General features: G+C 43.8%; 17 protein-coding genes. 9 read left to right on the forward strand and 8 right to left on the reverse strand.

What is annotated here, in order from left to right:
- Window positions 1-188: 188 nt before the first annotated feature.
- Window positions 189-1,229, reverse strand: a complete 1,041-nt coding sequence (gene rlmN / locus NXR94_RS03785) for a 23S rRNA (adenine(2503)-C(2))-methyltransferase RlmN (protein ID WP_258103243.1) — start codon at window positions 1,227-1,229, stop codon at window positions 189-191.
- A gap of 118 nt (window positions 1,230-1,347) precedes the next feature.
- Here rlmN and NXR94_RS03790 point away from each other — a divergent pair, with 118 nt between their 5' ends.
- The 5 genes from NXR94_RS03790 (at window position 1,348) to NXR94_RS03810 (ending at window position 9,838) form a co-directional block, all read left to right on the forward strand.
- Entirely contained in the window at window positions 1,348-1,857 is a 510-nt protein-coding gene (locus NXR94_RS03790) for a TRAP transporter small permease subunit (protein ID WP_258103244.1), read from the forward strand.
- Window positions 1,847-3,157: a TRAP transporter large permease subunit gene (locus tag NXR94_RS03795; RefSeq protein WP_258103245.1), complete on the forward strand. Its 1,311-nt coding sequence runs from the start codon at window positions 1,847-1,849 to the stop codon at window positions 3,155-3,157. Before NXR94_RS03790 ends, NXR94_RS03795 begins: the two co-directional genes overlap by 11 nt.
- 19 nt (window positions 3,158-3,176) lie before the next feature.
- Complete coding sequence (locus NXR94_RS03800) at window positions 3,177-3,491, forward strand: rhodanese-like domain-containing protein (protein WP_258103246.1); 315 nt, start codon at window positions 3,177-3,179, stop codon at window positions 3,489-3,491.
- A 195-nt stretch (window positions 3,492-3,686) separates the two neighbouring features.
- Entirely contained in the window at window positions 3,687-5,339 is a 1,653-nt protein-coding gene (locus tag NXR94_RS03805; RefSeq protein WP_258103247.1) for a tetratricopeptide repeat protein, read from the forward strand.
- A 119-nt stretch (window positions 5,340-5,458) separates the two neighbouring features.
- Window positions 5,459-9,838: a DUF5018 domain-containing protein gene (locus NXR94_RS03810; protein ID WP_258103248.1), complete on the forward strand. Its 4,380-nt coding sequence runs from the start codon at window positions 5,459-5,461 to the stop codon at window positions 9,836-9,838.
- Window positions 9,839-9,898: 60 nt separating this feature from the next.
- Here NXR94_RS03810 and NXR94_RS03815 read toward each other — a convergent pair whose 3' ends face one another.
- A complete protein-coding gene (locus NXR94_RS03815; protein WP_258103249.1) occupies window positions 9,899-11,011 on the reverse strand; it encodes a TRAP transporter substrate-binding protein in 1,113 nt (370 codons plus the stop codon).
- Between the two features lie 239 nt (window positions 11,012-11,250).
- On the opposite strand from NXR94_RS03815, the gene clpB reads away from it, so the two are divergent.
- Window positions 11,251-13,863 (forward strand): ATP-dependent chaperone ClpB, encoded by a 2,613-nt coding sequence (clpB, locus tag NXR94_RS03820; protein WP_258103250.1) that lies wholly within the window; start codon window positions 11,251-11,253, stop codon window positions 13,861-13,863.
- A gap of 506 nt (window positions 13,864-14,369) precedes the next feature.
- Window positions 14,370-14,909 (forward strand): DinB family protein, encoded by a 540-nt coding sequence (locus NXR94_RS03825; RefSeq protein ID WP_258103251.1) that lies wholly within the window; start codon window positions 14,370-14,372, stop codon window positions 14,907-14,909.
- Between the two features lie 50 nt (window positions 14,910-14,959).
- Here NXR94_RS03825 and NXR94_RS03830 read toward each other — a convergent pair whose 3' ends face one another.
- Entirely contained in the window at window positions 14,960-15,409 is a 450-nt protein-coding gene (locus NXR94_RS03830; protein ID WP_258103252.1) for a globin domain-containing protein, read from the reverse strand.
- Window positions 15,406-15,756, reverse strand: a complete 351-nt coding sequence (locus tag NXR94_RS03835; RefSeq protein ID WP_258103253.1) for a hypothetical protein — start codon at window positions 15,754-15,756, stop codon at window positions 15,406-15,408. Before NXR94_RS03835 ends, NXR94_RS03830 begins: the two co-directional genes overlap by 4 nt.
- Window positions 15,757-16,319: 563 nt before the next feature.
- On the opposite strand from NXR94_RS03835, the gene NXR94_RS03840 reads away from it, so the two are divergent.
- Window positions 16,320-17,192, forward strand: a complete 873-nt coding sequence (locus NXR94_RS03840; RefSeq protein ID WP_258103254.1) for an RNA polymerase sigma factor RpoD/SigA — start codon at window positions 16,320-16,322, stop codon at window positions 17,190-17,192.
- A gap of 461 nt (window positions 17,193-17,653) precedes the next feature.
- On the opposite strand, the gene NXR94_RS03845 is transcribed toward NXR94_RS03840, so the two are convergent.
- Complete coding sequence (locus NXR94_RS03845; protein ID WP_258103255.1) at window positions 17,654-18,946, reverse strand: serine hydrolase; 1,293 nt, start codon at window positions 18,944-18,946, stop codon at window positions 17,654-17,656.
- Between the two features lie 423 nt (window positions 18,947-19,369).
- Here NXR94_RS03845 and katG point away from each other — a divergent pair, with 423 nt between their 5' ends.
- Window positions 19,370-21,586: a catalase/peroxidase HPI gene (katG, locus tag NXR94_RS03850; RefSeq protein ID WP_258103256.1), complete on the forward strand. Its 2,217-nt coding sequence runs from the start codon at window positions 19,370-19,372 to the stop codon at window positions 21,584-21,586.
- A gap of 79 nt (window positions 21,587-21,665) precedes the next feature.
- Here the strand turns inward: katG and NXR94_RS03855 are convergent, their stop codons facing one another.
- The 3 genes from NXR94_RS03855 to NXR94_RS03865 form a co-directional block, all read right to left on the reverse strand.
- A complete protein-coding gene (locus NXR94_RS03855) occupies window positions 21,666-22,130 on the reverse strand; it encodes a hypothetical protein (protein WP_258103257.1) in 465 nt (154 codons plus the stop codon).
- Window positions 22,131-22,350: 220 nt separating this feature from the next.
- Window positions 22,351-23,265, reverse strand: a complete 915-nt coding sequence (locus NXR94_RS03860) for a hypothetical protein (RefSeq protein WP_258103258.1) — start codon at window positions 23,263-23,265, stop codon at window positions 22,351-22,353.
- A gap of 207 nt (window positions 23,266-23,472) precedes the next feature.
- Window positions 23,473-23,766: hypothetical protein (locus NXR94_RS03865; protein ID WP_258103259.1), on the reverse strand; the 294-nt coding region annotated here is incomplete at its 5' end.

The following is a 23,766-nucleotide window of genomic DNA, read 5'->3' on the forward strand; positions in this document are numbered from 1 at the left end:
CCAACACAGCGGTATCACTGGCTGCGTTTGAGACGGGAAGGGTATGAAATTACTTAAGCTGACTTGGGAGGGATGTTAAAACATTATGTGCATATTAATTGTGAACGACAATATTACCCTTTTGAACTGGCAAAACCAACATACCGGTATGATTGGAAGGGCTTGGGGAGGAAATACTATGAAATGGCCTAAGCAGATTTGGTCTTGTTAGCCAGCTGGCCGCAAGCGGCATCAATGTCTTTACCACGGCTTCTTCTCACATGTACGTTCACACCGTTTTTACTGAGGAAGTTGGCAAACTTTTCCAGTCGGTCTTCTTCCGTGTTTTGAAAGTCTGCCTCTGCAATCGGGTTATACTCGATGATATTGACGCGAGAAGGGATTTGCTTGGTAAACATCCAGAGTTTCTCGGCGTCTTCCAGGGTATCGTTGAAGTTGTAAAACAAGATGTACTCAAAGGTGATGCGGTTCTTCGTTTTTTTATAGAAGTACTGCAAAGCCTCTTTCAGAGCCTCCAAGGTGTTACTTTCATTAATCGGCATGATCTGGTCACGCTTCTTGTCGTCAGCGGCATGCAGCGACAGCGCCAGGTTAAACTTCACCTCATCATCCGCCAGTTTTTTGATCATTTTGGCAATGCCGGCTGTAGACACGGTAATGCGTTTGGGGGACATGTTCAGTCCATCAGGTGCGGTGATCCTGTCTATGCTGTCCAGTACATTTTTATAGTTGAGCAATGGCTCGCCCATACCCATGTATACAATGTTGGAGAGCGGTTGATCGAAGCTTGCTTTGGCTTGCCGATCGATGGCCACCACCTGGTCGTAGATTTCTCCTGCCTCCAGGTTACGCTTGCGGTCCATGTAGCCGGTCGCGCAGAACTTGCATGTCAGCGAGCAACCTACCTGCGAAGAAACGCAGGCCGTCATGCGGTCATCCGCAGGAATTAATACGCCTTCTACCAGCTCTTCATCATACAGGCGAAAAGCTGATTTGATGGTGCCATCGTTAGAGTGTTGGGAATTGTCCACACGGATCGGGCGAATCTCGAATTCCTCCTGCAGGCTGTCACGCAGCGATTTTGAGAGGTTGGTCATCTCATCAAAGGTCACGGCAGATTTTTCCCATAGCCATTCATAAACCTGTTTGGCCCGAAAGGCTTTCTCACCTTTTGATAAGAAGTACTCGGTGAGTTGTGGAAGGGTGTTTTGACGGATGTCCTTTTTCATTGCAATGCAAAGTTAAGGCGACTGATGGGATAAAAGTTCAATTCTGACAGCGCAAATGATTTTGGATATCTCTGCAATCTTGAATTATCGGTTAATTTTGAAATTCACCTAACCTGAAATGCGATCAATTACAACAATCATTGACCGGTTAAATGAACTGATCGGCCGGGCAGTCAGCTGGCTGAGTTTGGTTCTGGTTATCCTCATCGTAGCGGATGTCACTCTGCGCTACCTATTCAACTGGTCCTCGCCGGCCACTTTTGAGTTGGAATGGCACGTCTTTGCGGTGCTGTTTCTTTTGGCAGCGGGTTGGTCGCTGCAGCAGGATCGACACGTGAGGGTGGATGTTTTTTACCAGTCCTTTTCGGAAACGAAAAAAGCGTGGGTCAACCTCTTGGGCACCATGATCTTATTGGTGCCGCTGTGCTACGTGGGGGTTACCGAGGGAGCTCAGTTTGCTTATAACGCCTATTTAATTGGTGAGACCAGTACTGATCCGGGAGGTTTGCCCGCCAGGTTCATAGTGAAATCCGCTATCCCTGTTTGCTTTGGCTTGCTGGCGTTGCAAGCCATTTCGATCGTAATCAAATCCATACAAACTATAATTACCGGACAGAATGAGTATTGAGATTATTCCGCTGATTCTGTTTGTGGCCATATTCGGAGCGATACTTTTCGGATATCCTGTGGCTTTTACCCTTGGTGGACTCTCGGTGCTGGTGGGGTTGTTCATTTTTGATGTGGACTTCTTTTACCTGCTCATGCTTCGGGTCTATGGGGCCATGCAAAACTTTGTACTACTGGCAGTTCCCTTATTTGTTTTTATGGGGATGGTACTGGAGAAATCCGGGATTGCTGAAAGGCTGTTGGAAAGTATGGCAAGCCTCTTTGGGCGGTTTAAAGGCGGATTGGCGATTGCCGTCATTGTGGTGGGTGCCATGCTGGCCGCTTCTACGGGCATTGTGGGTGCTACGGTGGTGACGATGGGACTGATCAGCTTGCCCACCATGTTGAAGAGAGGGTTCAGTGCTTCCTTTTCTGCAGGGGTGATTGCTTCGTCTGGTACGTTGGGACAGATCATTCCGCCCTCGGTGGTGTTGGTGTTGCTCGGAAGTGTACTGAACGTGTCAGTTGGTGACCTGTTCCTTGCGGCAGTTATTCCAGGCTTGGGGCTGGTGATCTGCTACCTGATTTACACTTTGGTGTATGCTTACTTTTTTCCGGAGAAATCTCAATCGGTCGATGGTCAGGAAGAAATGAAGGTGAACAAATCTGAAATGATACGCTCATTCGTCTTTCCTTTTCTGCTCATTCTGGCTGTACTGGGTTCCATTTTCGCCGGAATCGCATCCCCGACCGAGGCAGCGGGAGTAGGAGCTTTTGGAGCCATGATTCTCGCAGCACTCAATGGTAAACTTAACTGGAGTATGCTTAAGACGGTATCAAGGGAGACCACTCATGTTACTTCCATGGTTTTCATGATCCTTGTCGGAGCGACGGCTTTTTCACTTGTATTTAGAGGGCTGGAAGGAGATAAAATATTCCTCAGCCTGATTCAGGATTCCAGCCTGGGTCCATTCGGGTTTTTGTTTGTGGTGATGCTGGTGGTTTTTGTGGCGGGGTTCTTCATTGACTTTATTGAGATCATTTTCATTATTGTACCGGTGGTAGCCCCCATTTTCATGGCGATGGGTATCGACTTGATCTGGATTGGCATATTGCTGGCAATCAACCTTCAGACATCCTTTTTGACCCCACCGTTTGGGTTTGCTTTGTTCTACCTAAAAGGAGTGGCGCCTCCTGAAGTGAAAACTTCTCATTTATATCGTGGGGTAATACCATTTGTACTGATCCAGATATTATTTTTGATAACTTTGATAGTATTCCCTGGAATTGTTTCCTGGCTTCCGGGGTTGTTGAGTAACTAAAGATTAAGAAAGAAGCAACATGAAAACAGTAACGGTTAAGGAGCTTAAGTCCATGATGGATAGTGGGGAAGATTTTCAATTGATAGATGTGCGCGAGCCAAGAGAATATGAAGCAGCTAATATTGGAGGTGAGCTAATTCCTCTGGCCACAGTTCCTGTCAATGTCGAGAAGTTTGAAAAAGATAAAAAAGTAATTGTCTACTGCAGAAGTGGAAAGAGAAGTGCCAATGCGGTTAATTTCATGGAGCAGCAGGGCTATGACAATCTTTATAATCTTGAGGGAGGTATTCTGGCCTGGTCTGATGAGATCGATCCTTCTATTCCGAAATATTAATTTTCTGACACAATAAGTAAAAGTAAATAGGTGGAAGCGACTTTTAGGGTCGCTTTTTTTGTTGATTAAAACTTTTCGGGCAGGAGAATAAAGAGGTGTGAGGGTTAAATTTTTTCACTGGCCCTATGGTAATGTTTTACCTAACAAATGTTTACGATAAATTAGAGGTTACCAAACGAACGGATATACGAAAGAATGTCACTTAAACGGCTCAGTCTCGTCCTGCCATTAGTGCTTTCTATGTTTACCGCCCTGGCTCAATCCGGATCAGTTGCAAGATTTGATCGATTGTTGAATAATGCCAGTTATCAGGAAGCGGCCGAACTCGGTGAGGCTATTCTAGCGGACTCAAAAGAAAGAGAACACTGGTATTATGTCAGCTCTAAAATTGGGGATGCACAATACTATCTGGGAAATATCCCCCAGTCGCTCAAATACTATCTCAGGGCGTTGGACTACGATGAAATCTATCTCTCTGAAAATCTAAGTCTCCTTGAAGAAACCCATAGCTACATAGGGTTTTGTTATCGGGAACTAGGCCTGGACAAGCGGGCCGAAAATTGGTTTAGAAAGGCGCTGCAATATGCCATTCAGCTTAATGATTCCACCGAAATAGCCATATGCTACTATAATATTGGAACCGTGATATTATCCCAGGGAAAGCTTGATGCCTCAATGGAGATGTTGCAAAAAGCCTATGAGATTGACCTGATAAGAAACGACACCAGCGCCATTGGTTTTGATTTAAAAATGATGGGCAATGCACATATGAAGCTGGGTCAGCCCGCTAAGGCCATCGACTATTTTCAGCAGTCCATTCACTTCCTGGAGCAAAGTTCCGGTAACATGAATTCATTGGGAGTGCGCTATTCTCTTGTATCAAAAGCCTTTGCTGAATTGGGTCAGCTGGATAGTGCTACCAAATATTCTGTTTTGGCAATGGATGAATATACCAGAGCCAATGACAGCCTGAATCTGGCGGGCCAATGGATCGATCTGGCAGGGATTTTTCAAAACAAGGGAGATTATGCCAAGGCATTGGAGTGGAGTCAGAAAGCCAAGGAATACTTTGCTGCTATGGATGCTGGAAACCAGCTGATAGCGGTAAATCAAGTGCTGGTGCAATCCTATCTATCAACGGGTCAATTTGACAAGGCCCTCATCTTGATTCAAAGCAATAAGGAGTTGGCAGTAAATCTCGGTTTGCTTCCGGAACTTAAACGCACGTATGAGCTTCAGGCGCAGGTATTTGAAATGACCGGAAAATATGAACAGGCGATTACGGCGTTCAAAAAATCCATGGCACTTGAAGACTCGATTGATCAGCAGCGGACAAAACTCATGGTCGAAGAGATGAGCGTAAGGTATCAGGTAGATAAAGCGGAGAACGAAAATGAATTACTTCGCCTTGAAAACGAAATTGCACAGGCCGAAGTCGATAAGAAGGACACTTTTATTCAAACACTCTTCATCGTTGGATTACTAGTTCTGCTGGGTACAGGGACCGTGGCGTACTTGCTCGTTTTGAGAAATCGACTGAAGGCGGATAAACTACAGGCAGAGATCAACGAACTGAGAGTGCGGATAAAAGGGGTTTTGGAGTTTCAGCCGGAACAAGTAGGAATCGCAAAAGAGCAAATAAATGGGTTTCTCAACGAAAGCCTGTCTGATAGAGAGTTTGAAGTGCTAAACCTGGCGCTTAGTAACAAGACAAACACGGAGATTGCAGATACTGTTTGTCTCTCAGTCAACACAGTTAAGTACCATTTGAAAAATATCTACGCCAAACTGGGGGTTTCTGATCGAAAGGAAGCCCTGAAGTACGTGTTTCAAATCTCTTCTAACTAATTGTATTTCAATTACATAAAAAAACTACCCACCCGGGTAGGTGTAGAACTACCCCAGTAGGATAGGTGGATTAACGCCTACATGCGAGAAATTGATTCCAGCAATTAAAAATTCTCGCCATGAAAAAATTATTTATCACTATTGCCGCTATAGCAGCGGTCTCACTTCTTCACGCTCAGAATGTCTACATACCTGATCAGAACATGAAGGATGCACTTCTTGCGGATATCACTGTCAATACAAATTCTGATACCGAAATATCTGTCGCAGAAGCAGAAGCCGTAACCGGCAGGCTCAATTTAAATTCTAAGAACATTGCCGACGCCACCGGACTCGAAGCCTTTATCAATATCACAGAATTGTGGATTGGTCAAAATAGTTCCTTAACTACATTGGATATTTCGGCCAACACCAAGGTTCATTATTTGATTGCGTTTTACCTGCCTATTACGAGCCTCGATCTTACTAATAATCTGCTACTGGATACGGTAGCCATTCAAAACAATAATTTTACCTCTCTGGATTTAAGTAAAAATACAGCCTTGAGTTATCTTGATGTGAGTGGGAATAATCTATCAGCCATTGATGTGTCGAATAGTGCCGCCCTTAAAACATTCTATTTTCAGGATAACAATATTTCTTCAATAAACTATGATCCGAGTTTATTGAGCAATTTGGAAGGGCTCGGTTATGGTGGCAATCCTTTGACAGCCACTTTTGACTTCACTGTTTTTACTAATCTTAAATCTTTGGATGCCAGTTCCAGTGCATTAACAAGTATTGACGTGAGTTCATTGTCAGATCTGCAAACCCTGATTGTGGATGATAATCTTTACACAAGTCTCGATGTCACACAAAATACTTTATTGACAACATTAACTGCCGGAAATACTTCTATAGTCGAACTCGACCTGTCTCAGAATTCTCAATTGAGGGCTTTGCTTTTATCAAGTAATACAACGAGCAAGCTTGAATCGATCAATCTAGCCAATGGAAATAATGATAATATGGTGACATTGTACCTAAACGGAAATCCGGAACTCTCGTGCATCGCGGTAGACAATCCGGATGCCATCAATCCTTTTCCTAACCTGACAAATTATAATTTGGATGGTTTTACGGGCTTTTCTGATATATGTGTTCCCGGGGCTATATCATTTGCAGATTCTGTCTTTGAAAATGCTCTGTTGAATCATGTTCCGGTTATCGATACAAATGACGATGGAATCATTACAACTTTTGAGGCTGAGGCGGTCACGGATACCTTACATCTCAGTCAAAAGGGAATAAGAAATGTTCAGGAAATTGGCTATTTCTCCAATGTGAAAGTGATAGAGTTGGCAAGCAATAATCTTGGAAATATCGATTTGAAGGATAATACCAGCCTAACATCAATTGATGTATCATACAATAGTGGTCTGACTGTTTTCAGCGTTGATAATGGAAATAATGCTGCCATTGCATCATTTAAGATACTTGGCTCCTTGCCAAAGCTGACATGCGTGACGGTAGATGACCCAACCTATTCAGAAACTAATTGGACAGATGTGCCAGTAAGTCTTGGTTTCAGTACCGATTGTGATGTCTTCCTGGGTGACACTAATTTTCTTAATGCCTTAATAGCAGACGGCTATGATTTAAGTGCAGATGGTAAAATTCAGGTAAGTGAGGCCGAACTCGTAACGAACCTCGACTATTCGTCTAAGGCAATATATAGTCTATATGGATTGGAAGCTTTTGTATCACTGGATGTGCTTAAGCTTCCGGTAACGATAAGTACACAAACTATTAATCTGAACCACAATACCTTACTTACAGAGCTGCAAATTTGTAATAAAGTCTCATCGCTTGATCTTTCCATGATGGGGCTACTGGAAAACTTCTATCTGACATCCATTACATCTGGATTGCTTAATGAGATTGATTTTACCGCTAACGATAAACTCAAGGGAATCAGTATTAAAGGAGTTTCTACAGGCACCAACATTAACAAAGTAACAGTGGGTAAAAAGAATCTTTTAAACGGATTTACCTGCCAGTATACCAATGTGGAATCGCTTGATCTTAGCCAATGTGGTGTCTTATATGCTATAGATATCAATCATAACAATTTACTGACATCGCTCAATGTACGCAATGGCTATAATGATTATCAATACTTTAGTCTGAAAGTGCAAAATAATGCGATTCTTGATTGTATTACCGTAGATGATGTGGCCTATGCGGAGGCTAACTTTAGTGGAACAGTGATTGGTCCAGGGTTTGACCATGATTGTGCTGATGCACCTATCGCATTTATGGATGCGAACTTCGAGGCTGCTTTGTTGGCAAACGTCCCTAAGGTGGATGCAAATGATGATGGAGATATCCGTTATAGTGAAGCGGCAGCATTTGCCGGTGTATTGAACTTGTCAGGGAAGAGCATAGCCGAAGCTCCTGAACTCATCTACTTCACCTCAACGACCGGATTGGATATCAGTAACAATAACCTCACTACGCTCAATATCAAGAATCATAATAATGAGAATTTCACGCTATTTGATGCAAGGGGAAACACCGGATTGACCTGTATCAATGTGGATGATGTTGCTTACTCTGAAGCAAACTGGACCAATATTGATGCGGGTATGAGCTTTTCATTATACTGTTATGGAACTGATATCGTATATATTCCTAATACTGAATTGAAAAGTACTCTCGTTTATAATTACGATACTAATATAGATGAAGAAATATCCTATAGTGAGGCACTTGCGGTAACAGGTGCTGTTTTTGTGAGTACAAGTTCCGTCACCGACTTAACTGGTCTTGAAGCTTTTGAAAACATTACCAAATTGACCCTGGACGGGGTAAGCGTTACATCTGTTCCGTTTGCTGCATGGCCTGATTTAACAGATTTGATAATTAAGCAAAGTTATACTCAAGAAGCCTGGACATTAAACGAAGTGGATTTAAGCCAAAATCTTCAATTGCAATGGTTACAGTTGTCCAATTTAGAATTATCAGGATTGGATGTTTCAATGCTGTCAAAACTTACATTTCTTGAATGTACTGTTTGTGGCTTAAATGAGCTGGATATTTCAAATAACTCCATGCTAACCGATGTACGAGCCAGCTACAATAATTTTAGTCAAATTAGTCTACCTACCAGTTCGGTACTGGATCTTCTATTTCTGGATTATAATCAGCTTGATGACATTGATCTTTCCGGCCAAACAAGTCTTACAAGGCTGTCTCTGGCAGGAAATAACTTTACAACACTGGATGTAAGTGCCTTAACCAACCTGGAGACGATCGAATTGGGTGAAACAAATGTGGTATCTCTTGATTTGTCCAATAACAATTTATTACAACGGATGGACATATATGGAACAGAGCCAGAGCAGGTAGGTGATCCAATTAATTATTCGGCACTTGAAGAGCTGATAATGCCAAATGATGGATCAAATTTGTGGTACATTGATTTGGAATATAGCAGGCTCAAAAGCATCGACTTGTCAAATATTCCTTTTGATGAAGGGGGTGGAATTTCTATCGATTTGTATGGAAATGATCTAAGGGACATCAATATTGGAAAGGTTTACGCCCTGGAGATACAGGATAACCCGAACCTGACCTGTGCTCAGACGACCGATCCCGCGTATGCCGAGGCTAACTATACTTTTGATGTCGGCCTGACATTTAGTGAATATTGTCCAAGCAAACTTACTGACATCGTATCCTTTACGGTGCCAAATCAGGAAGGTGAAACCACCATTGACAAAGACGTACTCACTGTTGACCTCAAAGTCACCTCTCAAACATCACTCACGAGCATTACCCCCACTATTACCCTTTCAGAGGGAGCCACAGTTTCGCCTGTAAGTGGTGTAGCTCAGGATTTTAGTTCTGCCGTCACCTACACAGTTACAGCAGAAGATGGTGAAACTGCGCAGGATTGGATCGTCAATATTACCAATGCTTTAAATGCACAAACAGATATTGTTTCATTCTCGTTTTCCGAGCAAACAGGAGTGGCAATAATTGATGCCGTTGCTCACACAGTTTCGGTGGAGGTGGCCGAGGGAACAGATTTGAGTGCATTGACACCTACTATTACCTTGTCGTATGGTGCTGGAGTATCCCCCAATAATGGTGTGGCACAAGATTTTTCCAATCCTGTGATTTATACGGTAACAGCTGAAGATGAGGTGACAAGCCAGGATTGGACGGTGACTGTGACAATTGAGCAAGCGCTTAGTCGAGCGGATGAGTGGCTTAATCAATATTCGGTCTATCCGCAACCAGCGGGAGAAGTATTAAATGTTCACCTGGGGGAAGGGGTGACCGATGTAGGCTACAGAATTTATGACCTGTCCGGAACTCTGGTGAAATCGTCGTATGATCAGACAGAAAAAGGTGTAGTAAGTATAGATCTGAACGAGCTTAAAGCTGGTATCTGGCTATTGCAATTGAGCATAGATCAGGAGCTTAAAACAGTTCGTTTTATTAAGTACTAAGTTCAAGGCGAGACTAACCGAAAGGTTGGGCTGGGGCGGCCTCGAGGAGGTCGCCCATTTTTATGAAATATCGTCGTAAAAAATCTTCTCGCTGATGTCTGCCCACGGGATGATCTTTTTTCGGAACCCAAGGTAATGCTCGTAGATTTTCTTACTCGAAGCATCAGAAGCAGTCAGCTCCTCTAATGTTTCTTGTGTGGCCGCTTTCAGGCCGGCAATCACCTCTTTTGGGAATCGCTTCAGCTCTGTCTTTCCCTCATCAATAATTTTTTGCAGGTAAGTGCCGTTTTTGGCTTCAAACTCTACCATCATCCATGTATTTAGTCGATGGCAAGCTGTGCGGATGATCTCTTGCAAATCCTTAGGCAAACTTAGGAATTTGTCTTTGTTGACTGACATCTCCAGTACGGGGCCGGGCTCCTGCCATCCCGGGTAGTAATAATATTTTGCAACCTGGTGGAAGCCCATTTTATAGTCATGGTATGGCCCGATCCATTCCGTCGCATCGATAACACCTCGTTCCAGGTTGGTATAAATCTCACCTCCAGATACGGTTACCGGTGAGCCACCCATCTTGGCGATCACTTTTCCACCTAGTCCCGGGATTCTCATTTTTAGCCCTTGAAGATCATCAGGCGTTTCGATGGCTTTGTTAAACCAGCCCCCCATTTGAGCTGCCGTATTGCCACTGATCATGGGCAGGATGTTGAAGGGAGCATATAGTTCTTCCCAAAGTTGCGAACCCCCACCGGAGGTGATCCACGCATTCATTTGTTGAGAGTTCATCCCGAAGGGCACCGCACAAAAGAATGGAGATGCGGGTATTTTTCCCGCCCAATAGTAAGCAGCTCCGTGATTCATTTCCACGGCGCCATTGCTCACCGCATCAAAGCCTTCGAGTGCCGGGATCAGCTCACCACCACCGAAAACAGTGATGTCCATCCGGCCGCCGGACATTTCCCTGACCCATTCAGCCATGAGCTTGCAACCTTCCCCGAGTACAGGAAAATTAGGAGGCCAGGTCGTGGTCATTTTCCATCGGTAGGTTTCGTTGAAATTGATGTTGACTGATTTCTCTTCCGCTTTTGGACTGCATGCAAATCCAGCCGTTACACCAATAGCGGCGCCTACTGATTGCTTAATAAATTTTCTCCTCTTGGCTGCTTCCTTCATATTAGGTGGTGTTCATTTTGCAGCCCGAAAGTTATCAAAACGTGATTAAATCGAGATCGTAAAAAGCAATAGTGTGGAGTGGACGATGCTTTGTTATTGGGTTTGGGAATAAATGACATTTTTTCCGAAAATATGGGTTACGGAAGGATTTTCAATGACATAATGTCTTTAAATAATCCAATAAATAGGCTGGTCTGGCTTTTGATCTCAGCAAATCGTACTATAAAATCAGCAAGGAAATGAACTTTAATAAATACACCATAAAATCTCAGGAAGTGCTTCAGAAGGCGACTGAAATCGCCAGCGGAGGTGGACAGCAGGTGATTGAAACCGGGCATCTTTTGATGGCGGTGTTACAGTCGGATGAGAACCTGGTGTCTTTCCTTTTGAAAAAAACCGGGGCAGCCAAGTCAACATTGACCAGCAAGCTAGAGGCAATAATTGAGGGCTATCCTAAAGTTTCCGGGGGTCAGCCTTACTTGTCTTCCGCTGCACATGCTGCGCTTCAACACGCTGAAAGGACATTGAAAGATTTTGGCGACGAATATGTTGCTGTTGAGCATATACTACTCGGCCTCCTCGCAGGATCGGATCAGACAGCGCAATTGCTTAAGGATAATGGATTTGACAAAAAAGGATTGATCGCAGCGATTAAGGAATTGCGAGGGGGCGATACCGTGACGGATCAAAATGCCGAGTCTAAATATCGATCCCTGGAGCGATATTCAAAAAACTTAAATGACCTGGCTAAAAAGGGCAAGATCGACCCTGTCATTGGTCGGGACGAAGAGATCCGACGGGTGCTTCAAATTTTGGCACGTAGAACAAAGAACAATCCGATCCTTTTGGGAGAACCGGGTGTGGGTAAGACCGCCATTGTGGAAGGAATGGCTCAGCGAATCGTGGATGGTGATGTGCCTGAAAATTTGAAATCAAAAACCATCATATCTCTGGATATGGGTTTGTTGGTAGCTGGTGCTAAATACAAGGGAGAGTTTGAGGAACGTCTGAAGGCGGTGATTAAAGAGGTGACCGATAGCGAAGGGGAGATCATCCTTTTCATTGACGAAATCCATACCCTGATCGGAGCCGGTGGTGGCGAGGGAGCTATGGATGCGGCGAACCTATTGAAGCCCGCCCTGGCAAGAGGAGAATTACACGCCATTGGTGCAACAACACTGAAGGAATATCAGAAATATGTAGAGAAAGACAAGGCCCTTGAGCGTAGGTTCCAGTCGGTATTGGTGGATGAGCCGTCGGTTCAGGATGCGATATCCATCTTGCGGGGGATCAAGGATAAATATGAGGTTCACCATGGGGTAAGGGTAAAAGACGATGCGGTGATCGCAGCTGTTGAGCTGTCGAATCGATACATCTCTGATCGGTTCTTGCCGGATAAGGCCATTGACCTGATGGACGAGGCGGCCTCCAAGCTGAGAATTGAGATTGACTCTCTTCCGGAAGAATTGGATGAGCTGAACAGGAAGATCATGCAGCTGGAAATTGAGCGAGAGGCGATCCGTCGTGAGAAGGACAGGGAAAAGGAAAAGGAATTGAGCAAGGAGATCGCTGACCTTTCTGGCAAACGCAATGAAATCAAGGCCAAGTGGGAAAATGAGAAGGGGGTAATTCAGGGACTTCGAGCTGAGAAAGAAAATATCGAGAAGTATAAAACCGAGGCGGAGCAGGCAGAGCGATCAGGTGACTTTGGCCGGGTGGCCGAGATTCGATACGGAAAGATTGTTGAGGCGGAGAAAAGGCTGGAGGAGTACACCCATCAACTTGCAGAGATGCAGGGAGAGAAATCACTTTTGAAGGAAGAAGTGGATGCGGAGGATATTGCCGAAGTAGTGGCCAAATGGACAGGCATTCCGGTGTCGAAGATGCTTCAAAGCGAACGTGAAAAGTTGCTTCACCTTGAAGGCGAGTTAGGAAAGAGAGTGGCAGGACAGACAGAGGCCATCATAGCGGTATCTGATGCGGTGCGAAGGAGTCGGGCTGGTTTGCATGATCCTAAGCGGCCCATAGGATCTTTCATATTCCTGGGGACAACGGGTGTTGGGAAAACAGAGTTGGCGAAAGCGTTGGCAGAGTACCTGTTCAATGACGAGAATGCCCTTGTGCGGATTGATATGTCAGAGTATCAGGAAAGGCATGCTGTGAGCAGGTTGATTGGGGCGCCTCCGGGATATGTGGGGTACGATGAAGGTGGACAACTGACAGAAGCGGTTCGAAGGAAACCTTATAGCGTGATTTTGTTGGATGAGATTGAAAAGGCGCACCCGGATGTGTTCAACATTCTGTTGCAGGTATTGGATGATGGTCGACTTACCGATAATAAGGGACGTGTGGCTAATTTTAAGAACACGATCATCGTGATGACGACCAATATCGGCTCCGGGTTGATCCAGGAACGCTTCGAGGCGTTGAATGACGAGAATGCCGATGCTCTGGTGGAGGAGACCAGGCGTGAGGTGTTTGAGTTGCTGAAGAAGTCAGTGAGGCCGGAGTTTCTCAATAGAGTAGATGAAACCATTATGTTCAGACCGCTAAGCAAGGCAGATCTTAGAAAGATTGTCGGAATTCAGTTCAAGTTGATTCAGAAACGCCTGGAGGAAAATGGTGTCAAGATTGAGGCCGATGATAAGGTGTTAGATCATTTGGGCAGGGCTGGATTTGATCCTCAGTTTGGAGCACGGCCACTGAAGCGTTTATTGCAGCGAGAGATTCTCAATGAGCTATCAAAAGAGATTCTCAGTGGCAGGGTCAAAAAAGATGCGGTCATTGGTATTACGCTCTCAGATGATATGAAGGTGGAGTTCATCAATCTGGACGAAGTAAATGTAGGCTGATAAAAACAAGAAAGGCTAATCTTACGATTAGCCTTTTTGCCAACAGCTGGCTGTTGGGAGGACTACTACTATCCAAAAATTTAATCAACGATATGCTTAAAGCATTTCATAATGACAAGGAAGTATCCCCAACCACAGATCCACCCCTCATCATTTCTTGTTGCGATTTATACGTAAATATACTTACTTAAAATTAAGTAAAAACACGGAGGTATGAATTTTTACATTTTTTGTTATTTTCGGCTATTTTTTTGAATTTGAGCTAATAAAAAGGCTTAAAATTTCTTTTGTATAGCAGAATCGTTAGGCATGAAGTTATTCCTTTTCTCTGGTATTTAGGAATTTTCTACGTAGAAGTGCGTATTATGAGATCGTGGGTTTTCATCTTTCGATGTCAAACCTGTTACTATTAGTAAACGGTAATTCCTTTTTGACGTGCTGACCAAACCTGTAAGGTGTTTAGCACGTTAGGCTTTCTCATGTATTCTTGCATCAAGCCTAAGTCAATGAAAAGACCTTTATACTTTCTGATCCTCATAAGTCTTTCCATGCAGTTTGTTAATGCACAGGATCTTGAGCCTCAATCACAGTTTGCCAAAGATTTCCTGCCCGTTTGGCAGGCGTCCACCCGTCACCTCATAGCAGTAGCTGGAGCCATGCCTGAGGAATTATATGATTATCAACCCAATGACTCCAGCAAAACGTTTGGTGATCAGATCGGGCACATTGCTTTTACTTGTTTGTATTTGTCAAATGGTTTTGCCGCAGATGACTGGGGAGATTATAAAGACCCGGATACCAGTGAAATGACAAAGGAGGAGGTGGTGGATTTGTTAATTAGAAATTTAGGAGAGGCTACCAGGTTGATATGCGCTATGACAGAGGAGGCTTCGAAGGAAGTGGTTCGAGGTTTTGGCGGAGTTATGGTCAAGCGTTACATCGCGGTGTTGTTTGTGCAGGACCACCTGTGCAACCATCGGGCAAAGGCCAATTTATACATACGAATGAATGACATCACACCCCCTTCCTATACTTACTTTAAATAAAAAATGGGGCCCATGCAAATGGGCTCCAGTCCATAGTTGTTGGTGTTTTGCTAACCGAAGAGCTTATTCAACAATGTTTTAAGCTTATTTTCTCTTTTAGCGGGAGCATTGATCATTACGCTGGCCAGAAAATCAAGAGCTGCGTTCCACGCTTCTCCGATTTCAGCCTTGTACTTATCGGCCATTTTTTGCTCAATGGTCCAGATCAGGGCCTCCTTTACCGGAGGATAATAATCAGCTGAAATGTCCAGTTTGTTGTGGATTCTCCCAAGGTCTTCAATTGATCCCTTAATTTCTTCAATCCGATCAATATTGGTGACCACGAAAGTGATGGTATAGGCCAGTTTTTCTGACTGTTTTGACAAATCTTCAGGAAACATTGGGCGAACCTGAGGTGCGATTTGAAATAACTTGTCATAAAACATCATCATGTTTTCAAGCCCATCTTCCACCATGATTTCCCAGGAAGATCGGATGTTGGCGATCATTGTTTCGTTCATATGCTCATTAGATTATAAATGGATTTGATTCGAGCTTTTAGCGAATCAGCAAGTCTTGAGGTCTTCAAAAAATCTATTCTTACCAAATCCATGTAATCAACTGGCAAATTGGCTCCCGGGTTGATCACTTCCTCAGGAATGTGCATGTTATACATCTTCTTAAGGTAAATGCGAACAACTTTCAGCTCCGTTTCGCTCCACTTTGTACGCTTGTTGATGTAATAGGCTGAAAATTCAGGGTTGTACTCCAGAATTTCAGGCATGGACCTGGCGATAACCATGCTCCATCCGATTGGTGATACCTTAGAAATAACCCAGTTTTTAATTGGTAGTGCTCTGTATTTCATTCCCGCTTGATATAATAGTTGGTTGAACGATTATTAACGTAAATTTAATGTTTGAGAATTAAGTAAAAACACGTATGTCTGAGATTTCCAGATATTTTCATAATGCCCCTTTCATTTTAGAAATACTTGAATTTTCGTCGTTTTTTATGCTTTACAATAAACATTTTCCCAAGCTGCATGAAGCCGGTTGGGTGACTTTTGTAGAATGGAGAATAAGTACAACTACTTGTTTTTTGGGATTCATTGTCTTTTGCTAAGTGCATAGAATGGAATGACAATTATGGCCTCAGACATGATCTCCTGCCAAAGTTCGTTGACTCCTTGGAACAGATACTGTTAAGAAAATTTTAGAGTTCGAAACCAAATTGGCAAAATTGTAGTTTGGAATATGGTGGAGTTATAATCTAAAAACTTGATTCACACAAATAATCGATGTAAATTCGCGGTTCGCTTTCACTGAAATGCGAACAGAGTGAAAAAAGAATCTTATCAATATTGATTCTTAAAATCTGGACTGATATATTACTAAACTGAATAATAATTAAGGGTTTAAAATCACGCACATGCGACAACTGAAAATCACGCAATCAATCACGAATAGACGCGAGAGTCATACCTTGGAGAAGTATTTTACTGAGGTAAGTAACGTGCCGATGATTACTCCCGATGAGGAGGTAACATTAGCCAAAAGAATTCGTGAGGGTGATGAGTTGGCTTTGGAGAAATTAGTAAAGGCCAATCTTAGGTTCGTGGTTTCTGTAGCAAAGCAATATCAAAATCGAAGCCTTCCTTTGAATGACCTGATCAACGAGGGGAATCTTGGTTTGATTAAAGCAGCTAAGAAATTTGACGAAACAAAGGGATTCAAATTTATCTCTTATGCAGTTTGGTGGATCAGACAGTCAATCATGCAGGCGTTAGCCGAGCAATCTCGTATTGTTCGTTTGCCGATGAACAAGTCCGGAGCGATCAACCAAATCAGGAGAGCATATGCTGAGTTGGAGCAGCAGTTTGAGCGTGAGCCTACAGAAGAAGAATTGGCTGAGATTCTGGACATGAAACCAAGTGAGGTTAGAAATACCCTGGGTGCAGAAGTAAAGCAGATGTCTATGGATGCGCCATTTGGTGAGGATGAGTCAGGTTCACTTTTGGATGTATTGGAAAATGATACTACCGGACCTACTGATGGTGAGTTGGTTTTCAACGATTCGTTGAAAGTGGAAACACTTCGAGCGTTGTCTACGCTTACCGCTAGAGAAAGAGAAGTGATCATGATGAGCTTCGGTATCGGTCATGACAACCCTTATACACTGGAGGAAATTGGCGATGCGATGGGACTTACTCGTGAGCGTGTAAGACAGATCAGAGAAAAAGCATTGCAGAAACTTAGAGAGCCTGGTAAAAACAGGAGACTTAAAGAGTTTGTAGCTAACTAAAATATAAGGCTTCCATTTGGAAGCCTTTTTTTTTCTGAAAGCCAATCCTATCTGCTGAACGAATTAAGCTTGAACATGCAGAAGTTCTAAATCCTACCTTTTCCCTGGATGAAAAGGTAGGCCAAAAATCTAGCCCTGTGTTCATTTTTTACCCCTTTTATCGAAATCAAACAGGGATAAAATAAACTCACTGGTTTAATCCATCTTTCAAAAGTTGCTCACGAAAGGCTCAAACAGTATTTTATCCTGATCATGTTTGATTGTCTCAATAAGCTAAAATGAAACAAGGGGCGTCCGGCCGACTTTCAAAATCAGATCAATATACCGATCCATTCATCTCAATTTTTTAGTTCGAAGGCTTTAATTGAGTCCTAATATTCTCTTGAATAAGAAATATTTCAGCAATTAGCCTCGAATTTCATGACTATTGGCTCTTTAAGCTATAACTGTTTTGTTGCTTATCAATCAATCAGTGCTGCGTACGTGAGTACTTTGAACTTATCATGTAGGCTGCCCGGCATGATCCCTCGCTGGTTCGTAAACAGGAGTCCGATCAATTGTTCCTTGGGATCGGCCCAGTACTTGGTTCCATAGTATCCACCCCACTCAAAAGAACCCTCGGTTTGCCCCAGGTTCGTCTGACCTTCTCTGGTGATGATCAGAAATCCCAGTCCAAATTTGTTTCCTCTGATATCGAGGTCACCCACCTGGTTACAGGTCATTAAATCAACAGTACGTCGAGAGATGAGGCGTTTGCCATTGTATTCGCCACCATTAAGCAACATTTGGAGGAAGATGGCATAATCCATCATCGTTGAACTTAGGCCTGCACCACCTCCGTAAAAGGTTCCCTCAGATACGGGATAATCCAAGCCAACGCCATAGCCGTCCAGTCCATGATATTCAACCAGTTTCCCATTTTCTTTTGTGAAAACCGGAGTCAGTCTATTCGCTTTTTCCTGGGGCAAATAAAAGTAAGTGTCGTTCATGCCTAGCGGTTCAAATATTCGACTAGTGAAAAACTCATTGAGGCTTAAACCTGAGATTACTTCTACCAGTCGCCCCAGGATGTCGGTATTGATGCCGTAGGTAAATTTTTCCCCGGGTTCGTGTAGCAGAGGCATTTTACCAGCCGTTTTTGAGAAGTCTTTTAATAGATTTTGATCGGAGCCAAAGACAGAAGGCAGGCCGTTTTTTGCATAGACACTTCTCAGCGATTTATCGCCAAACCCAAAGTAGGACATACCTGATGTATGGGTGAGGAGTTGACGAATGGTTATCGGTCTGGAGGCAGGAATGGAAGCGTAGCTGGAGTCTTCTTTATGGAACTCAGTCATTACCTGGGGATCGCTAAATTCAGGGAGGTATTTGGAGATGGGGTCATCTAACAAAAACTTCCCTTCTTCAAAAAGCATCATAACCGCCAGGCTTGTAATGGCCTTGGTCTGGCTGGCGATACGATAGATCGCGTCGTTTGATAATGGAGCCTGCTCGTTTTCATCACGATGTCCGAAGCTCTTATAGTATGCTATTTTGCCATTTCTTATAATCATTCCGGCAATACCCTGAACATAATTGCTATCTATGGATTGTTGGAAAAGCTGATCTATCCTGTCAAGTCTTTCTGATGACAACCCAACAGACTCAGCTAATCCTAGTTGTAATACTGGTGGGACAAAGGATTCGTTTGTTGACGAACACCGAATAAAGGTGAACAATACAACCAGGGTGAATTGGGCTAAGGTGTATTTCATGGAAAGAGGAAACTTGGGTTTAATGGTCCGCTAAAATATTGGATCAGTAAGGTTACACCAAGAAAATGTGCAAAGGATTGTTTGAAGATGTGGGCCGCTTGAAGACAGCGACCCTGTAATCACCGCTGGAAAAGATAATAGACATTAAGTTATACGGAAAATCTCACAAAAACCCTGTGTTGCAGGTTTATATGCTACCGTAAGATTGGGTTATTGCATCTAATCCAGATTAATTGTAAGTCTCATATGTCTATTGTAAATATCATGTCGATGTATGTGATGCTTTGCTTTTCATGCTAACAAGAATTGGGTAAATTAAGAGGACAGCCCAAACCTCACCTATAATCCATAATTATAGGTGTATAAAATTGATAAATATTAGTTATTCTAAAATTGCAATAAACAACAAAACGAAGCTTTCAAATGGAAAATCATTCAAGCAACAATACAGGCGACATGAGTAAATGTCCCTTCCACAGCGGAGTGTCTAATGGGGCCGCAGGCGGAGGTACCGGTAATCGAGACTGGTGGCCGAACCAATTAAACTTAAAAATCTTGCGTCAGCACTCCTCGCTGTCTGATCCTATGGATAAGAACTTTCACTATGCGAAGGAGTTTAAAAAGCTGGATTACAACGCACTGAAAAAAGACCTTTTCGACCTGATGACGGATTCACAGGAGTGGTGGCCGGCAGATTATGGCCATTACGGTCCTTTTTTTATAAGAATGGCCTGGCATAGTGCTGGAACCTATCGTATAGGAGATGGTAGAGGAGGAGGAGGTACCGGTGCTCAGCGATTTGCACCCCTCAATAGCTGGCCGGATAATGTGAACCTCGATAAGGCTCGTCGACTTCTTTGGCCAATCAAGCAGAAATATGGAAACAAGATTTCATGGGCTGACCTCATGATCCTGGCGGGAAACTGCGCTTTGGAATCAATGGGCTTCAAGACTTTTGGATTCGGAGGAGGAAGAGCAGATGTATGGGAACCCATGGAAGATATCTATTGGGGTTCTGAGGGAGAATGGCTTGCGGACAAAAGATATTCCGGAAAACGTGACCTGGAAGATCCTCTGGCAGCAGTTCAGATGGGTTTGATCTATGTCAACCCTGAAGGTCCAAATGGAAATCCTGATCCTTTGGCGGCTGCTCATGACATTAGGGAAACCTTTGGCCGAATGGCGATGAATGACGAAGAGACCGTAGCCCTAATAGCTGGTGGACACACATTTGGAAAAGCACACGGAGCAGCGAGCCCGGAGCTACAAGGACCTGAACCCGAAGCGGCGGGCATTGCAGAGCAAGGACTGGGCTGGACCAGTAGTTTTGGCTCAGGGATGGGTGTGGATACCATCGGAGGCGGTCCGGAAGTGGTATGGACCACAACGCCGACTCAATGGAGCAACAACTTCTTTGAAAACCTGTTTGGGTTTGAGTGGGAATTGACCAAAAGTCCGGCAGGGGCTCAGCAGTGGGTAGCCAAAGATGGAGCTGGTGCCGGCACAATCCCGGATGCACATGATCCTTCAAAAAAACATGCTCCAAGGATGTTGACCACTGACTTGTCCTTAAGGTATGATCCGGCTTATGAGAAAATCTCCAGAAGATTTTATGAGAACCCTGATGAATTCGCAGATGCTTTTGCCAGAGCGTGGTTCAAGTTGACGCATAGAGATATGGGGCCAAAAGTAAGATATCTTGGACCTGAGGTGCCTGAGGAAGACTTAATCTGGCAAGATCCGATCCCCTCGTCCGGTCATGGAGTGATTAATGCTGAGGATGTAGCGGCACTAAAAGCTAAAGTGTTGGCTTCGGGCCTCTCCGTTTCTGAATTGGTTTCCACAGCCTGGGCTTCCGCTTCAACCTTCCGTGGATCTGATAAGCGAGGCGGAGCCAATGGAGCACGTATTCGACTGGCTCCACAAAAGGACTGGAATGTGAATAATCCGGCGCAACTAGCGAAAGTACTCGGAGTGCTGGAAGGCATACAGAAGGAGTTTAATAGCTCGCAATCGGGTAAAGCAGTATCTATAGCAGACCTCATCGTGCTGGCTGGTGGAGTTGGTGTGGAGAAGGCTGCAAAGGATGCTGGCCATGCGGTGGAGGTGCCGTTTACTCCTGGCAGAACAGATGCGACACAGGAGCAAACAGATGCTGAATCGTTTTCTTACCTGGAGCCAGCCGGGGATGGTTTTCGTAACTATTTCAACACGAAGTATGCGGTAACGGCAGAAGAACTCCTTGTGGACAAGGCTCAATTGCTAACCCTGACTGCCCCTGAGCTGACAGTATTGGTTGGCGGTATGCGGGCTTTGGATGCTAATTTTGACAATTCGAAGCATGGCATATTCACAGATAAACCCGGAACGTTGACCAATGATTTCTTCCTGAACCTGCTTGATATGAATACGGTGTGGACGGCTACTTCAAAAGACGAAATAACGTTTGAGGGCCGTGACCGAAAAACCGGCAAATTGAAGTGGACGGCAACCAGGGCTGATTTAATCTTTGGTTCCAATTCCGAACTGAGGGCCCTGGCAGAGGTTTATGGATGTAGCGACTCAGGGGAAAAGTTTGTGAATGACTTTGTGGCTGCATGGAGCAAAGTCATGAACCTTGATCGATTTGATCTGGCTTAGTCGGATTATTATAAATGAGGGATATTCAAAAAGGGTGACTTGTTAGTCACTCTTTTTTTGTTGTGAAAACCGGAGAGGCTCAAGCGGTCATTTTATCATTTAATGCTTCCAGGGCGCCTTTTAAACGCTCAGGCTCCGGAGTACCCACCATGACCGACTTTCTTTTCCCATCTCTGAGGTAGACTATTCTGAGTGCTTTACTTCCTTGAATGTTATAAAGCATTCCCTTTGGAGTTATTCGGATACCGAGTCCATAATACCAGGGTGTCTTGATGATATCCACTCGCTCGACTTTATCGAGTCGGAATTTTATTTGAATAATCCCGATTCCATAAATCAGGATGAGTGAAAGTCCATCCAGTTTAATAGTGAGTTTGTAAAAGAGTAGGCAAATCACAAAAAACAGTGCGGACAGTATCGTGTAAGCCCTATCTGGAATCGGGTGGTCACCCCACTGGTAGATGTGAGACAAGTACAGAAAAGCCATGATCGGTACAAATGAGAGTACCACAAACCAGCCAAATTGAGTTTTTTGATATTTCATGAGTTTCAAATATTGCCGTGGAAGTCATGACCAGATACGAAACCCTGGATTTATTATCCTTTTCTAAGGTACAACAGATGCGGATCACTATTTATGAGATTCGTCAGTGCAGATCGTGTTTAGCATCTGATTCTCAGAATTTTGAGACTTTGATTGACCAGATGAATACTTTGTAGGTGGTAAGGATTATCAATTGATACCTGGTAAGACATGCTGCTATTCAGTTAGCGATCGCTCCCGCTTTTATTGACTGACCTGCAATTGAATCATATGCGTAATCAATGAGCGTGACTATTTCGGTTTCTTTATCAAATGTGAGTTGTAACCAACCGAAATGAATGGATCCGTGTACATGATTCTGTATGCCAACTATTTGTTTTTGAGCAGCCCAGCTTCCCTCGTAGGATACATTTCCGAGCGTTGAGGTATTTCTGATAATCAGGGCGCCATGATTGCCGGTCCATTGCTGATTGGGTTCCAGCTGATCGTCAATCGTTGAATTGAAGTTTTCTGCAATCAGCAATCCCATACTAAGATAGTTTTCCTCAATGCTTGGACCTGATTTAATAAGGTTAGGCCCAATAGGGTTGATACCGGCATACAGGCGGTCCCCCTTAGTATTTGCAGTGAGTTCCATGAAGACTGTAAAGTCTACTAGTCCATCCTCTGTAAGGTCCAGTGCAATTGGAAAGGGATCACCCAATTTTACAGTTCTCCCATCAGGCTTATATACTATGGAACTGTATGGATTAGTTGAAAAGCTTAATGCTTCCCCATAAGCTGTACCAATCGCGTTAGTGCCATAGGCTCTCAGGTAATATTGCTGATTGGGCAAGAGGTTGGTCAGTTCGCTCACAAACATGCCCGTATCCGGACCGTCAAAGGTTTTTGTTAGCAGGGAAGTTGTGGGTTGTGGACTGGTATCCCAGCAGACTCCGCGGGCAGTTACCTGAGCACCCCCATCACTGATGACGACCCCTGAACAGGTTGCGGATGTGGTGGTGATGTTGGTGATTTCCAGGGATTGAACAACGGGAAGAGAAAAGGTTTCCGGCTCATCTTCACACCCTATAAAGAGGAGCATTGGGAATGAGAGGGCAAGCAATGTATGCCAGCCATAGATATTTGTTCTCATTAATAGGGCTATGTCCAGGGGAAATGCCTTGAGGGCTGGTCTGGCTTAGCCAGATCAAATTTAGCGATTCCGGTATCCCAAATCCAAACGTCATAATAAACCGCTTTTCGGCATATTTGGATATATGGTCACGTTATTTGGGTTTGTGACCAAATGTTACCTATGCGGTTGGTAACCAAAACAAAAATAAAGAACTGGTAAGCCGGCCTACTGTTTCGCACTATTCCACGGATTGAACTTGCCCATCATGTAATCCTGACATTGTATGATCAGTACTTTTTCTTTCCCATTATCCCAAATGGGCGTGAAACCGTAATCGTAGCATAAATAATATGTGGCGCCTTTTGTTGATTGATAGAGATTTGTAAAAAAGTTAAAATCATATCCCAGGTCAATCAATATTTGTCGGCGCACGGTGGACTTTCCTTCCGGGCAGAGGTTCTTTAGGATTCTTCGGTTTTTTCTCAGTTGTGAATTGAGTTGAATCATGTATCGCTCGTC

The sequence above is a fragment of the Marinoscillum sp. MHG1-6 genome (genome assembly GCF_024714475.1).
In the GTDB taxonomy this organism is placed as follows: domain Bacteria; phylum Bacteroidota; class Bacteroidia; order Cytophagales; family Cyclobacteriaceae; genus JAMZMI01.